Source organism: Nocardia sp. NPDC005366, from assembly GCF_040606855.1.
Classification (GTDB): domain Bacteria; phylum Actinomycetota; class Actinomycetes; order Mycobacteriales; family Mycobacteriaceae; genus Nocardia.
Genome location: NZ_JBEXFQ010000011.1, coordinates 81,682 through 96,661, shown reverse-complemented (window position 1 = coordinate 96,661; position 14,980 = coordinate 81,682). Strand labels below are relative to the sequence as shown.

The window sequence follows — 14,980 nt, the reverse complement described above, 5'->3', positions numbered from 1 at the left end:
TCGAGGCGTGCGCGGTGGCCCGTGACTCAACCCGGGGCTACCGCTTCGGGTCAGCTGGAAATGTGAGGCGAGTGGCGCATGATGGCCTGCTCGAACTCGTCGAAAATAGCGCGAAACTCTTCTTCGTCGACCGGCGATCGGAAAGACTGCATTCCGATGAGGAGGCTGATGCCCATCAACGCCAGTGAATCGGACTGTTTGTCGTCGGGCACGAGTTCGTGCACCACCGCACGCAGTGCGTCGAGTCGCTCGAGATCGACTCGACGTTGGAACTGCGCGACCACGGGATCGCCGTAACTCCATGCGCGGATGGCCGCTTCGGCTTCGTGTGGCACCCGGGTGGCGAGTTCTTTCATCGTGCGAACCCGTGCCAGCGGATCGGTGGGCTGCGCCGACTGCGCGACGATGTCGAAGGTCTGCGCTTTCTCCCAGTACGCCAGGAGTTCGGGAGTGAAATTATTCCAGTTGCCGAAATAGTTGTAGAAGGATCCGGTGGTGACGCCGAGGTTCTTGCACAGGACGCCCATCTTGAGAGCGTGGTGCCCTTCGGTGGCGAGCACCTTCAACGCGGCCTCGAAATAATCCTCTCTGGTAACGGATAGACGTACCAACACCGGTCCTTTGCAGTGAGCCGATCGGCTTGCTCGCCGAGCGTCACAAGTGTATCGGAGACGGAGCGACCCGCCGGTACGCAGTGTCGTCGGCTCGGCCTCCGACGGATATGCGTTCGAGTCGATCGCGACGCTGTGAAGTTCGCCGCGATATGTGCGCATTCGATCCCGTTCAACGGGCGAATCCGGTACGGAAAACTCGCCACGACGGAATATCCGCGTGACCGCCGTGCGCAATTCTCATCGAATGACGTTTCCGCCCGGAGTTCCGCGCGCAGCCGCGGTGGAACGCCGGACAACGTGGGCCGAGTTCATCAGCGCGGTCCGCTGGCTGGGGCAGCCGATTCTCAGGATTCGCGGGCCGCGATCGCGGCTTGGATTCGTCGTAGCGTGCGCAGGCCCTTCTTCGCGGCGACGCTGACCATGCCGTCGAAGACTGTCGAGCCCCGGTCGTGGGCCATCAGTCGTTCCAGCGTCGGCACGGCACGATCGTCGCCGGTCGAACCGAGCGCGACAGCCGCCCAATATCGCTGGTCCGGGTCCTCGCCCTCGGCCGCCGCGCACAGCCTCGGAATGATGTCGGGGGCGAATTCGGCCAGCGCGCTGGCGATATAGCCGATGCGGAAGTACCGGCGGTTCTCGAATTCGTCCCAGAGTGCGGCCAGGGCCGCCTCGCCGCCGATCATGCCGAGGGCCTCGGCGGCACGTTCGCGCATGCCCGCGATCGGGTCGCGCAGTACGGGCGTGAGCGCCGCGACGACCGATTCGTCGCCGAGGGTGCCCAAAGCGATCACCGCTTGCTCTCGAGCCATCTGCTGTGGATGGTCCAGCATCGCGACCAAGCCGGGAACCGCGTCGCGGACCCCGAGCGCCGCGCAGCCCATCGCCGCCCATGCCTGGCAGTTGTATCGAGTGTCGGCCAGTGACGCGAGCAGCGGGGCCTTCAACGTGTCGTCGCCGAAGACCGCCGCCCGGTTCAGCGCCCGGCTGTAGAGCGACCGGTGGTAGTCGGGATAGTCGCGGACGAGCACGCGCAGTGCTTGCTTGGCGGATGTATCGCCCTCAGCGGCCCGCGCGAGCAGGAGCCGCAGATTTTCCTCGCGGGTCTCGAGATCACCGTCTTTGAGACATCGCGCGTCAGCTGGGTTCACCGCCCAACGGTACCTGGCGACGATCGGCTTCCCCCGCGGGAGACGTCTCGACCGCCCACGCGTCGTGCCGACGGGAGATACCTGACATTTGTTGCGACTCTCCGGGCGACTTCGACGGACCCGGCTGGTGTACCAGGAACGTTCCAAGCGGCCAGGCGAGGAATTCGTCGAGTAGCGCGCGGCTCTCGGCTGCCCGCGGCAGGCTGCAAGCTGTTGACGACCCCGTCGCCGGTCACTACTCTCATGGAACGAAAATTAGGTCACTACACGAGGTTGTGAGGATTTGCCCCTCGACCGTGCGCAGCACCCGATCGGTGCCCGCGAGCGCAGATCCGGCGGCGATGGGGAATGGAGGAGGTAGTGCCAATGGAATTCTCGTTACCCTCAGGGGTGGAAGCGTTCCGAGATGATCTCCGGAACTGGCTGGCCCAGCATCTGACCGATGACATCGTGTCGGCCGGGCATCGCACTTCGAGCGATCCCGCGGCGTTCGAGATCGTGCGGGCGTGGAGCCGCGTCATGGCCGAAGACGGCTGGGCGGCGGTGTCCTGGCCGGTCGAGTACGGCGGCAGGGGCGCCACGGCGCTGGAGCAGATGGTCTACGTCGAAGAGACCGTCCGGGCGCGGGCGCCGATGCCGATCAATATCATCGGGATGAACAACATCGCACCGGCGATCATGCAGTACGGCACACAGGCGCAGAAGCAGGCATTGTTGCCGCGCATGCTGCGAACCGACGATATCTGGTGCCAGGGAATGTCGGAGCCCGACGCGGGATCCGATCTCGCGTCGTTGCGGACCCGCGCGGTACGGGACGGCAGAGAATTCGTCGTCACCGGGCAGAAGGTGTGGACCTCGCTCGGACACAGGGCCGACTGGTGCCAGCTCTTCGTCCGAACCGACCCCGAAGCGCCCAGGCAACAGGGTATTTCGTGTTTCATCGTCGATATGTCCTCGCCGGGAATTCGAGCGAGGCCGCTGGTCACCCTGACCGGTGACGCTGATTTCGCCGAAGTGTTCTTCGATGAGGTTCGCGTACCCGAGGACGCGCTGCTCGGCCCGTTGAACCAGGGGTGGAAGGTCGCGACGACAACACTGAGCCACGAACGCGCGAATGCCGCTCGCCTCTACGCGGAACTGCAACTCCGGTTGGCCGATATCGTGGTCGACCTGGACGGCGCGGACGCTGAAAGCGCTGCGACACTGTGTGATCCGGTAACCCTGGGGCGGCTCGGCGAGGCGGCGGTGCGCACCGATCTGCTGGAGCTGTTGTGCCAACGCTCGGTGTCCGCCGCCATGGCGGGGGGCGATTCGTTCCGAACGGCGAGTCTGTGCAAATCCGTGTGGGGTGAGCTCGGCCAGGACATCGCCGCGCTCGGCTTCGATCTGCTGGGACCGAGCCGCGCCGACGGTCGATGGCTGCGCCACCGCCTGGCCTCCCGCGCGCTCACGATCGCGGGCGGTACCACGCAGATCAACAAGAACATCACGGCATTTCGAGTATTGGGGCTGACGAACAGATGAACCTCGAATACACACGGGAGCAGTTCGCGTTGGGCGATTCGGTACGCCGCTTCCTTGCCACGGTCGCCGAGAGCGACCCCTGGTTGCCACCGAAGGACAGTGTCGATACCTCCGGCGTCGTCTGGCGTGGACTGGCCGAGCTCGGGGTGACCGGCCTGATCATTCCGGAAGAATTCGGCGGTGGTGCGGGGACCATGGTCGACGCGGGCGTCGTGCTGGGGGAACTCGGTCGAGCCCTGGATTGCGGGCCGTGGCTGTCCTCGGCGATCGCCGCGCCCCGTGCTCTCGCGCGGATCGGTGTCAGCGATGAAGCGGCCGAATTGTTGTCCGGAATCGCCGACGGCTCGGTCATCGCCACCCTCGGTCTGCACCGTGCGCACGCCCCCGTCGTCGTCGCGACCAGGAACGGGAACACGGTCACCCTGAGCGGTACTACCGCCGATATGCCGGACGCGTCCGTAGCCGGGGTACTGCTGGTACCCGCGCGCGACGGCGATCGCAATGCCCTCTTCGCGGTCGAGACCGCTGCGCCGGGTGTGGCTGTCGTCGCTGCCCCGAGCGCCGATCGAACGCGTGGCCGATCCCATGTGACCTATGCGGGCACCCCGGCGCGGTGGCTCGGTGAACTGCCGGAACGGGTGCTGGACGCTGTCATCGATGACGTGCTGATCGCCGCGGCGGCCGATGCCGCGGGCGCTGCCGAACGGATCCTCGAGCTCACCGTGGCTCATGCCAAGGCGCGCAAGCAGTTCGGCAGGCCGATCGGCGCCTTCCAGGCGGTGCAGCACCTGTGCGTGGATATGTTGGAGACCGTGGAATTGGCGCGCGGCGGTGTGATGCACGGATTGTGGGCCGCCGATGCCGCCACGGACGAACAGCGGCATCTGTCGGCACTACGGGTCAATGCGTTCTCCGGCAGGCTCGCGACCGTCGGCGACACCGCCATCCAGATCTTCGGCGGCATCGGCTACACGTGGGAACACGAAGCCCATTTCTATCTCGAACGACTCCTGCACTGGAGCACCTTCCTCGGCGGCCCCGACCGGTACTTGCGCGAGATCGGCGCTCACGTGGTGCGTGTCGCCCGCCCGAGCGCGGATGTGGTCGGGGCGTAGACCGGGGAAGAGGACCTAGAGGATTTCGACCTCACTGGCGAGCCAGCGCCCGTCGACGTCGTCCATGGTCATCAGGATGCGACTGCGATCGACCCGTGGGCCCGTTGTGGTGGCATTGGTGACTTCGGCGTCGACGAACATCATCAGAACCACGCGCTCGCGTGACGCCGATTGCACGCTCGCGCTCAGGACGCGCCCCTTGCTGACCGAGCGCGCCTGCACAAGCAGCGGCTGGAGCTGGACGGCGGACTGGGCGTACATCTGCTTGAAGGCGCCGGTCGCGCCCGCGTCGATCGCGGCGAAATCGCGATCGATATGGGACGCGTCGATGCTGGTCAGCACCACCGCGTACTGCTGACCGGCGGCGAGGGCCGCCGCGGCGGCGCGGTCGGTCGCACCGTCCCGGTGGATCCGCCAGCCGAGGACCCCGGCTGTCGTCGCCGATGCCACCAATAGTGCCGCCAACACCGCGAGCACGGTCCGGCCGTCGCGCCAGGTGCGAGCGGGGGGAATTTGCCGGTGGCCGGACCGGCTTTCGTCCCGTCGCTCCGCGATGTGCTCGATGGAGGGTTTCTCGTCTGTGTGGGACTGGGTCGTCTCGGGTGTGGTCACCGTGGTGCCTGTCAGTTGGGGGGAACGTAGTTGGGTGCGTCCACCCCGCCGAATGGTGTCGCGATGGTGTGCTTGCTGGTCGGCGGCGGGTCGGCCGTCGCCGCTGGATCGGCGCCCGGCGGTAGGACCGGCGCGTTCCATCCCGGTGGACGCGGTGCGTTGCGGGCGCCGCGCGGCAGGAGTGTGGGGTCGGGATCGGTGCAATCCGAATACAGGTACGGCGCGGGGAAATTCGGCAGCGACCCGGCCCGTCGCGGCACGTCGTAGTCGCACTGGTAGCGGGGGTAGATACTCGCCAGCGCCCAGACGCCGCCGTCGTGAAAGGCCGAGGAGATCGCGTCGAGGGTGGATCCGCCACGTTGCCGCGGCCAGAAGAACTCGCGGAAGGCGGGTATCCGAAGGTAGGTCATCTGGCCCACAGTGGCCAGATTGCCGAGCAGCTGCACCATCGTCGGAGAGTTCTGGGCGATGATCGCGTCCATCGCGGCGAAGGTGTCGGGCGTGCGGTTCACCAATTCCTCGAATCCGCCGGTCATCCGCGAGACGCCGGCCAGCGTGGACGACAGATCTGTCGCGGTCTCGCGCAGCCCCACCTCGCTGTCGTCGAGAAGTGTCAGCACCACCTTGCTGTTGCGGATGAGGCCGACCGTCTGCGGCAGCACACTGTCCAGCGTCGAGATCATGAAGATGCCGCCGTCGACGATATCGCCGAGTTTGTCCGGACCGTTCGCGCTGACGCCGAGTTCGGTGGTGATGGCGTGGAGTTTCTCGGGATCGACCTGGATCAGGGTGCTACTGAGTGATTCGAGCATGCGCGACAACGGAACCGGGCTCGAGGTGCGGTCGGCGCGCACCACCGACCCGTCGGTCAGATAGGGACCGCTCTCCGTGTCGGGGAGGAAGTCCAGGTGCTGTTCGCCCGCCGCGGACAGGGCCGCGGCACGGACCTGTCCGCTGTCGGGGATGCGGACACTCGAGTCGATGGACGCGAGCGCGACCACTTTGTCGCCGGCCACGTCGACCGATTCCACAGTCCCGACACGCACACCACGCAGGGTCACGTCCTGTCCGGGCAGCAGACCGCCGGACTGGCCGAGTTCCACTCGCACCCGGTAGGTCGAGTCGAAGGGATCGAAATCCAGCGCGCCCACCGTCAGATAGCCGCTGCCCGCGATCAGGATCGCGGCCAAGCCCACCACCGAGGTCGCCAAGCTGTGGTCCCGGATGACGCGGACGGTGTGGACGACCGCTCCGGCCGGACGGTCCCAGATGCCGCGTCGTGATCGTCTCACCGCGGCGCTCCGTTCAGTCGTCCACCCAGCCGGTCGAGCATGTGTTGCAGTGAGCCGACGAAGCCGACCCAGTCGGTGCCGTCGGGCAACCGGGCGCCGGGAGTGCCGGGGGATCCCGGGTCCGGTACCGCGCCGATGGCGAGCTGGGCGACGTCGACCACGACGTGCGCGGAGGACGACGTGGTCAGTTTCATCACGATCGCGATGATGTTGTTGAGAGCATCGATCGAGGTGTCCGGGTGCGCCGCGGCGTCGGAGAGCCCCTTGGCGAGCAGGTCGACGTTCACGCTCATGCTGCTGTTGTTGGTGCCCTGGATGGACGGGAACCGCGCGAGCTGGACGGTGATGGCGTGAATGCGATCGACCAGATCGACGATGCCCGCGGTGTTCTCGCCGATGACATCCAATGCCGGGCCCGCGGCGGACACCGCGTCGCTGATCGAATTCTGTTGCGCGGCAAGGGTAGCGCTCAGATCAGCGGCGCTGACAAGGGCGCCGTTTATCTGGTCCGAACGGTCGACGAGTGTGTCCAGCAGCCGCCGGGTGCTCTCGATGAGGGCGGCGAGTCGGTCACCCCGGCCACCCGCGTATTCACCCATGGCCGTCACGACCCGCGTGAGATTCTCCATGGCGCCGCCGCTGACGAGCAGCGACGCCCGGCTGAGCGCTTCCTCGATGGTTGATGCCGCCGAGGTGTCCTCGATCGGTATGGTGGCGCCGTCGTGGAGCGTGCCCGCAGGCAGGTCGGGGACCGCGGGCGGGCTCACCGCGACGAAGACATCGCCCATCGGAGTGGCCGAGCGCAATTCGGCGGTGGTGCCGACCGGCAGTTCCACACCGGGACGGATGCGCATGGTGACCACGGCGGTGTAGTGACGTGCCACCATCTTCTCGACCTCGCCGATATCGGCGCCGTTCAACTTGACCTTCGCCTTGGTCGGCAGATTCAACGCGTTGTCGAAGGTGGCGGTGAGCGAGTAGGCGTCGGAGTCGAGTCCGGGGGAGGGCATCGGCAGCCGATCCAGGCTCGCCGAGCAGCCGGTGGCCCCCAGCGCGAGCGTCGCGGCAAGGGTCAGCAGCGGCGCGGTCGGTCTGCGGTATCTCATTTCGCCTCGGCCAATGCTTGCAGTATCGCGGTGATTCCGAAGTCGGGCCCCATATCGCGCATATCTCCGGTATTGCAGCCCAAGTTCCGCAGATTCAGCAGATTGCACATCTCCTTGACCATCTGCCCGTCCAGCAACAGCCGATTCAGATCGACGGTGGCCCGCAGCGCGCCGATGTTCTGGTCGATCGCGTTGTAGGTGTTGCTGGTGACCAGCGGGAAGACGTCGAGGAATTCCGCGACATTGTTCTGGTAGTCGGCCACCGAGGTGAAGATGGTGTTCGAGTCGGCTGCCAGATCCGTGAGCACCTGCCGGTTCTGCTGGAGTAGTTCGGTGACCGTGGCCAGGATCCGGTTGATCGTGGCGCCGGTCGTCCCGGAGCCGATGTTCTGATCGGCCAGCAGATCGGTCAGTTGATGTATGCCGGAACCGAATTCGCGTATCGTCCGATCATTGCGAGCGGCCAGGCCGGTGAGTGCGTCGAGGTTGACCACCACCTTGGTGAGCGCGTCGCGGGTGGCCGCGCCGTTGTCGTCGCCCATGCGCATCGCGCCGGACAGTTCGTTCAGGGCCGCGCGCATATCGTCACCGTTGCCCGAGGTGGCGGCGGCACCAAGATCCATGAGATCGGCCACCGGCCCCTTGCCCGCGCCGTCGCCGGCGAGTGCCGAAGTGAGTTTCTCGACCATCTCCAGCAGGCTGTCGAATTCGATCGGGGTATTGGTCCGATCCGGGCCGAGCATCGCGTTCTTTTCCAACTGCGGCCCACCCCGGTAGACGGGGGTGAGTTCGATGTGCCGGTCGGTGAGAATCGAATCCGACACGGTGACCGCTCTGACGTCGGCCGGGAGGTGGACGTCTCCGTTCACACGCAATTCGACGTCGACGCCGGTGCCGTGGGCGCGCACGCCCACGACCTTGCCGACTCTCATCCCCAATACCGCGACCACATTGCCCGGGTATACGCCATTGGCATTGTCGAAGGTCGCGGTGATCGTGGTATCGGAGTTCAGCGGGGAGATGCTGCTCGAACAGCCCGCGAGTACCGCCCCCAGAGCGACGATCCCGGCCAGTTTCATCAGCGGGAAAACCTGGCGTCTCATTGACAATCCTTATGGTATGGGGCCCTGCCCATTTCGACGGCGCGCTTGCTGAGCGCGCACATGAACGAGTCGACGAACGCCCCGTCCGGCGCGGCCGCCGCCAGTTCCATGCCGGTTCCGGTGGCATTGGCGAACAGGCGCCACGGCACCGGCAGGATCTGCAGGACGCTGCGCATCAACTCGTCATTTCTCGCGATCATGTCCGTCATCGAGCGCAGATCGTTCAGCAGCGCTTGCACTTGCCCGCGATCGTCCACCACGATCGGCTCGAGTTGGTGGACCAGCGTTGTGGTCGCGGCCAGCAGCCTGCGCAGGGCGTCCTGCCGGGAGTTGATCTCCTGGAGCACGGTTCGGCCCTGGCTCACCAGCGACGCGAGATCGGCCTGCTGGTCGCGGATCACGCCGGTCACCTGGGCGGTACTCGTCACCAGGGTGCCGATCTGCTGGCGCCGCTGTGCGATCACCGCCGACAGCGATCGCACATTGCGCAGCACCTCCGGTACCAGCGGCGGCAGATCCCGCAGCTGGGTGGAGAGTGTGGTCATGGAATTCGCGATCTGTTCGGCGTCGAGTTCCCCGAATGTCCTCGTCGCGTCCTGGAGCGCGGTTTCCAGGTTGTAGGGGACTTCGGTCTGATCGAGCGGGATGACACCGTCCGTCAACCGGCCTACTCCGCTCGAGCGCAATTCGACATAGCGTGAGCCCAGCAGGGTCGTCAGTTTGATCGACGCGCGCGTGTCGGCACCCAGCGTCACATCCCCGTCGATCTTCATCGTGACCGTCACGTGGTCACCGGACAGGCGGGTACCGGTCACCGTGCCGATGGGGATTCCGACGTAATTCACCGCGTCGCCCGGGGCGATTCCCGCGGCCTGCGCGAATTCCGCCCGATAGGTGGTCTTTCCGAGATGGAGCGAATCGACGAATACGGTGACAACGAGCACGGTCAGCAGGATTGCCACCGAGATCACGCCGACGCGCAGCGGATCGGGCGGTTCGGACCGGGCGGTTCGACGGCGGGACACAGCGAGCAAGCGGGGAGTTCTCATCGCTGTCACCTACAGATCGGGGAATGTTCGGGCTTGCCGCTCGGGCTCGCGAGGCCGAGGATTCTCGCGATCAGCGGATCGACACCGGGGACCATGCTGAAGCCGATATCGCAGACGTAGGCGGTCAGATACGCGCCCTGGTCGACGATGCGCGTCATTCCCGCGAGCAGAATCGGAAGGTTGAAACCGAGGTAGGCGAAGGTTTCCTTATTCGTCACGAAATGCTGGGCGAAACCGTTGTCGCGCTCGATGAAGCGGTTGAGGGCGGGTGATGCGCCGTTGACCACCTCGGCGGCGCGATCGACCACCGCCGCGATCTGCGTCGTCTGATCCAGCAGCGTGTCGCGTCGCTCGTAGAGGCCGTCGAAGATCTTGCGGGCCTGCGCGATCGTGGTACTCAGCTGGCCGCTCTGCTGGGACAGATCACCGACCACCCGGCTCAGATTGTCGATGATCGTGCCGAGTATCCGATCCGGTCCGGCGAAGGATTCGGCCAGTGCCGCGGTGTGGGCGATAAGGATGGGTATCGCGCTGTCCTCGCCCTGGAGCGCGCGGATCAGTGCCGAGGTGATGTTGTCGACGTCCTCGGGATCGAGCATGCCGAACAGCGGCTGGAATCCGTTCAGCAGTGACGACAGATCGAAGGATGGTTCGGTGTGCTCGATCGGGATCTGCGTCCCTGGTGAAAGCAGTTCGGGGGCACCGAAATCGGCGAGTGAGAGGCCGAGATAGCGTTGCCCGATCAGGTTCTGGTAGGTGACCGCCACCTGGGTGTTGCCGTACAGGGGCTGATCACTCTGCACATCGAAGGTGACCTCGGCCGCGGTCCCCTCGATCTCGATGTCGTCGACCTTGCCGACCTGCACGCCTGCCATACGGACGTCATCGCCGACGCGCAGGCCGGACACGTCGGTGAACAGGGCCGAGTAACTGCTGGTTTCGCCCGGAACGCCGCGTTGCAGGGTCGCGCCGACCATCCAGGTCAACACGATCGCGACAACGAGGAATACGGTCAGGCCGATTGCCGACCGACGGTAGCTCATCGGGGTCCTTCTGTTGTGGGGGCATTCTCCGGCGCGGGTGTGACACGCACGTCGTTACCGCGGAGGAGTGGTCCGAGCAGAACTGTCGACAGTGCGTCAGGTTGGACACCGAGGATTTCGGCGATGTGCGCGAGATCCTGTGCGCTGCCCCATGGTTCACGATCACCGGCGGTGGTCGACGGTGTCCGGGGGCGGGTTTCGGCAGTGCCGATGACGCCGGGACCAGGCGGGCCGGTCAGGCAGCTCGGCCCGGCCAGTTCGTAGTAGCGCGGGCAGTCTTCGCGCGTGTACTGCTTGTGGGGCGTGAACTCGACGATGATCTTCGGGACGGCGCTCTGGGAATCACCGCGCCACAGCACGGTCGACACGTTCTCGGTCAGTCTGCGTTCCGAGATCGACATCTGGGTGAAGTTCTGGCTTCCCGGTCCGAGCACGCCCAGTAGTGGTCCGAAGTCGGAGGTCATGCCCACGATGGTGTCGGTGTTGTTGTTCATGGCCTCGGCGACGGTGCCGGTGGTCACCAGTCCGCCGCTGACGAGTTCGGCGAACCGGGTCTTCTCGGCCGCCATCGCTCGCATCGGGACAACGGCCTCGTTGACGGCCGCGAGCAGATCCGGCGAGGAGGTTCGCAGCCCGTCCAGCGCCTCGGTGAGGACAGCTATGGTCGATGGGCTGCCGTCCGCGGTGGTCAGATCGCTCATCGCCAGCACGATCCGTTCCAACTGGGCGCCTGCCCGCACGGCGTCGGCGCCTTTGCCGCTGGTCGCGCGTTGAACGGTCTCGAGTATGCCGACCGTGGGGTCGGTCCGCGAACGTCCCGCCGCGGCGGCGATTCGACTCAGCGCCGTCAGCGATGTCTGCAATTGCACCGTGGCGAGACCGCGATCCTCGTGGATTTCCGCACCGGCCCGCAGTGGCGGTCCGGCGCCGTTGTCGACGAGTTGGATCGACGGGACCGCGAAGACGTTACTCGGCACCACCCGCGCTGTGACGGTATTCGGAATACCCTGCGCGTGTTGTGGTTTCAGGTCGATCAGTACTTTGGTCGGCTCGTCGCGGGAGGCGGGCAGCACCTCCGACACCATGCCGACGAGTACACCGCGATACTTCACATCGGATTTCGATGGCAGGCCGTCACCGACGTCGGTCATCACCGCGATCACGGGCACCGAATCCTCGAAACCGCCTCGGGAGCGGACGATGCCCGCGGCGATCACAGCCGCGGCGAGCACGGCGAACGCGATACCGCGCAGCACCAGTTTCGCGGTGGTGAGATCTCTGTCGTCGGATTCGAACAGTATGAACATGGGGTCACCCGCTCAATCTCGAACCGGAGTCGAAACCCCAGAGCGCAAGTGTCATCAGCAGATTCACCGAGATCATCACGGTGATACCGGCGCGCATCGCCCGCCCGGCCGCCACACCGACGCCCTGTGGGCCGCCGGAGGCGTAATAGCCGTAGTAGCACTGAATCGTCGTGGTGATAATGACGAAGACCAGGCCTTTCAACAGCGAATAGAGAATGTCGGTCCCACTGAGCACCAGATTGAAGTAATGCGCGTAGGTGCCGAACGAATCGCCGCCCGCGACCCAGACGAATGCCTCGACCGCGAGATAGTCGGCGGCGAGCGCGGCCAGATAGAGCGGCACCAGTGCCACCGTGGAGGCCAGCAGCCGGGTGGAGACCAGGTAGGGGATCGGCCGGATCGCGATCGATTCGAGCGCGTCGATCTCCTCGGCGATCCGCATGGCGCCGAGTTGAGCGGTGAACCGGCAGCCTGCTTGCGACGCGAAGGCGATCGAGGCCATGATCGGGGCCAACTCCCGCGTCGCGGCGGTGGCCGCGATCATGCCGGTGGCGGGTTCCATACCGAGGAGTTTCAGCGCGCTGTAGCCCTCGATGCCGACGATCGCCCCGGCGGACGCGCCGAGAATGATGATGACCCCCGCGGTGCCGCCACCGACGACCAATGAGCCGTTGCCCCAGGTGACATCGGACAGGATCTTGATCGATTCGCGGCTGTAGTGGCGAATCGCCAGGGGAATCGACCTGACGGCCCGCACGAAGAAGGTGACCATGTGGCCGAGCCGGGCGAGAGTGTCGGTCGGAGCCTTGGCGATACGGAGTAGCGGGCGTACGCCAGGGGGAAGGTAGGTCGCCGCCATTACAGGGTGGTCCTCGGGAACAGGATCGTATACATCTCGGTGAATCCGACATTCACGACCATCAGCAGAATCATGGAAGCGACGACGGCGGCGTTGACAGAATTGGCCACCCCACCCGGGCCGCCCTTGGTATTCAGGCCTTTCTCACACGCGACCACGGTGACGATGGTGCCGAATACGGCCGCCTTCACCATCGCCAGATACAGATCGCCCGCCGTGGCGAACGAGGAGAACGTAGCCATGAAACTGCCGGGCGTCCCGTCCTGGACGTAGACATTGAACAGGTATCCGGCGAGGAATCCGATGAAACAGCTGAAGCCGGTCAGTGCCATCGCCACGATGACGCCCGCGGCCAGGCGTGGGACCACGAGTCGCCGCAGTGCCGAGACGCCCATGACCTCCATGGCGTCGATCTCCTCGCGGATCGTGCGCGCGCCGAGGTCGGAGCAGATCGCCGAGCCGACCGCCGCTGCCAGGAGGATCGCGGTGACCAGCGGAGCGGACTGGCGGATCACGGCCAGTCCGCTGGCGGCGCCGGCGAGGGACGTCGCACCGACCTGGCCTGCCAGCAGACCGAATTGGATGGACAGCGTCGCGCTGATGGGCAGGGCCACGGCTACCGTCGGCACGTAGGACGTCTTGACCATGAACGCCGCTTGCCGGACGAATTCTCCGAATGGAAACTTGCCGCTCCAGATATCGGTGGTCAGGTAGCGGATTGCCTGCCCGCCCACGATCACCTGGCGGCCGAGGGTCTCCAGCGATGCGCGCGGGTGCCTGCGCACATAGCCGCGAGTCCAGGCCGCGATCTCCTCGATCGCCGGAGCGCGGTCGCCGTCGAGATCGATCGGTTCGGCGGTCTCTTCGTCGGTGACATCGTTGCCGGTCGTGGCATCAGCAGGCGACTCCACGCACCCTCCTCGTAAGGGACCGAATATTCGTTCCGATCACAGTAGACGTGCTTCGCTCGTGCCGTCAACAGTCGAAAACTCGCGCGCTCCGCGCCTTTTCGGCGATCGATCTCTCCGGGCTCATGCAGCTCGGTTCGATGGCAACTCTTCTCTTGTGAACCGAATCTTCGTTCCGTACGCTGCAATCGAGGCATCGAGCCGAGAACGAGATGAACTCCCGGCGATCCGCGCCACCGGACAGGACGTCCGGACTCGAGACGGTTCGAGAACGACGGGAGCGATCGGCAACCCGAGACGGCGTGACGGGTGGACAGTCCATGGGCGTATGCCGCTGATCCACCGATCCGTCGGCGATCGCCGATCGAACAACGGTTGAAAGGAAATCCAGATGGGGCGTGTGGCAGGAAAGGTCGCGTTCATCACGGGTGCGGCCCGAGGTCAAGGGCGTAGTCACGCGGTGAAGCTGGCCGAGGAAGGCGCCGACATCATCGCCGTCGACTTGTGCCGGGATATCGCGACGATCAGGTACGCACTCGCGCGTCCGGAGGATCTCGCCGAAACCGCCCGGCTGGTGGAGAAGGCGGGGCGGCGGGTGCTGACGCGAGAAGCGGATGTGCGGCATTTCGATCAGCTGGAGGCGGCGATCCTGGCGGGAATAGCGGAATTCGGCAGGCTTGACATCGTGGTGGCGCAGGCGGGCATCGCCGGAATGCAGGGTGAGCCCAAGGATCAGGCGTGGTGCGATGTGATTGCCACCAACCTCATGGGCACCATCAACGCCATTCAGGCCGCGCTACCGCATCTGAGCGAGGGCGCGTCGATCATCGCGACCGGATCGACGGCCGGTCTGATGCAGACCAAGCAGCTCGACGTGCCTGGAACCGATCCGGGTGGCATCGCGTACGCGCTGTCCAAACGCCTACTGTCGCAATACGTGCACGAGTTCGCCGCACAGTTCGGGCCGCGTAACATCCGGGCGAATGTGATTCACCCGACGAACTGCAACACCCCGATGCTGCACAGCGAGCCGATGTACCGCGCGTTCCGGCCCGACCTGGCGAATCCGACGAGAGAGGACGCCGAACAGGCATTTCCCATTCAACAGGTCATCCCGGTCCCATACGTGGAGCCGGAGGACATCAGCGATATGGTGGTCTACCTCGCCTCGGATGAGGCCCGCTATGTGACCGGCATGCAGATGCGCGTGGACGCGGGTGGGTACCTGAGGTGGTACGACTACCACATCTGACCGGACGCCGACCGTGTGAAGACCTGCCTCGGGTACCCGTCGGAGGAC

General features: G+C 65.5%; 14 protein-coding genes. 3 read left to right on the top strand and 11 right to left on the bottom strand.

Going from position 1 to position 14,980, the window contains the following annotated elements:
* Positions 1-50 precede the first annotated feature (50 nt).
* Positions 51-611: a TetR/AcrR family transcriptional regulator gene (locus ABZS43_RS15300; protein WP_355036503.1), complete on the bottom strand. Its 561-nt coding sequence runs from the start codon at positions 609-611 to the stop codon at positions 51-53.
* A gap of 347 nt (positions 612-958) precedes the next feature.
* On the bottom strand, positions 959-1,762 hold the full coding sequence (locus ABZS43_RS15295) for a HEAT repeat domain-containing protein (RefSeq protein ID WP_355036502.1): 804 nt from the start codon (positions 1,760-1,762) through the stop codon (positions 959-961).
* A 366-nt stretch (positions 1,763-2,128) separates the two neighbouring features.
* On the opposite strand from ABZS43_RS15295, the gene ABZS43_RS15290 reads away from it, so the two are divergent.
* A complete protein-coding gene (locus ABZS43_RS15290) occupies positions 2,129-3,286 on the top strand; it encodes an acyl-CoA dehydrogenase family protein (protein ID WP_355036501.1) in 1,158 nt (385 codons plus the stop codon).
* Complete coding sequence (locus ABZS43_RS15285) at positions 3,283-4,401, top strand: acyl-CoA dehydrogenase family protein (protein ID WP_355036500.1); 1,119 nt, start codon at positions 3,283-3,285, stop codon at positions 4,399-4,401. Before ABZS43_RS15290 ends, ABZS43_RS15285 begins: the two co-directional genes overlap by 4 nt.
* Positions 4,402-4,416: 15 nt before the next feature.
* Here ABZS43_RS15285 and ABZS43_RS15280 read toward each other — a convergent pair whose 3' ends face one another.
* Genes ABZS43_RS15280 through ABZS43_RS15240 form a run of 9 tightly spaced genes read right to left on the bottom strand, consistent with a single transcriptional unit; the run spans position 4,417 to position 13,620 of the window.
* Complete coding sequence (locus ABZS43_RS15280; RefSeq protein ID WP_355036499.1) at positions 4,417-5,013, bottom strand: hypothetical protein; 597 nt, start codon at positions 5,011-5,013, stop codon at positions 4,417-4,419.
* 11 nt (positions 5,014-5,024) lie between these two features.
* Positions 5,025-6,305: an MlaD family protein gene (locus ABZS43_RS15275; protein ID WP_355036498.1), complete on the bottom strand. Its 1,281-nt coding sequence runs from the start codon at positions 6,303-6,305 to the stop codon at positions 5,025-5,027.
* Positions 6,302-7,411 (bottom strand): MlaD family protein, encoded by a 1,110-nt coding sequence (locus tag ABZS43_RS15270; RefSeq protein WP_355036497.1) that lies wholly within the window; start codon positions 7,409-7,411, stop codon positions 6,302-6,304. The genes ABZS43_RS15275 and ABZS43_RS15270 overlap by 4 nt, the downstream gene beginning before the upstream one ends.
* Positions 7,408-8,514, bottom strand: a complete 1,107-nt coding sequence (locus ABZS43_RS15265; RefSeq protein ID WP_355036496.1) for an MCE family protein — start codon at positions 8,512-8,514, stop codon at positions 7,408-7,410. Before ABZS43_RS15265 ends, ABZS43_RS15270 begins: the two co-directional genes overlap by 4 nt.
* Positions 8,511-9,563: an MCE family protein gene (locus tag ABZS43_RS15260; RefSeq protein ID WP_355036495.1), complete on the bottom strand. Its 1,053-nt coding sequence runs from the start codon at positions 9,561-9,563 to the stop codon at positions 8,511-8,513. Before ABZS43_RS15260 ends, ABZS43_RS15265 begins: the two co-directional genes overlap by 4 nt.
* A 5-nt stretch (positions 9,564-9,568) precedes the next feature.
* Positions 9,569-10,606: an MlaD family protein gene (locus ABZS43_RS15255; RefSeq protein WP_355036494.1), complete on the bottom strand. Its 1,038-nt coding sequence runs from the start codon at positions 10,604-10,606 to the stop codon at positions 9,569-9,571.
* On the bottom strand, positions 10,603-11,913 hold the full coding sequence (locus ABZS43_RS15250) for an MlaD family protein (protein WP_355036493.1): 1,311 nt from the start codon (positions 11,911-11,913) through the stop codon (positions 10,603-10,605). The genes ABZS43_RS15255 and ABZS43_RS15250 overlap by 4 nt, the downstream gene beginning before the upstream one ends.
* A gap of 4 nt (positions 11,914-11,917) precedes the next feature.
* Entirely contained in the window at positions 11,918-12,772 is an 855-nt protein-coding gene (locus ABZS43_RS15245) for an ABC transporter permease (RefSeq protein WP_355036492.1), read from the bottom strand.
* Positions 12,772-13,620: an ABC transporter permease gene (locus tag ABZS43_RS15240; RefSeq protein WP_355036602.1), complete on the bottom strand. Its 849-nt coding sequence runs from the start codon at positions 13,618-13,620 to the stop codon at positions 12,772-12,774. The genes ABZS43_RS15245 and ABZS43_RS15240 overlap by 1 nt, the downstream gene beginning before the upstream one ends.
* 451 nt (positions 13,621-14,071) lie before the next feature.
* Between ABZS43_RS15240 and ABZS43_RS15235 the strand changes: the two genes are divergently transcribed.
* A complete protein-coding gene (locus tag ABZS43_RS15235) occupies positions 14,072-14,932 on the top strand; it encodes a mycofactocin-coupled SDR family oxidoreductase (protein WP_355036491.1) in 861 nt (286 codons plus the stop codon).
* Positions 14,933-14,980 lie beyond the last annotated feature (48 nt).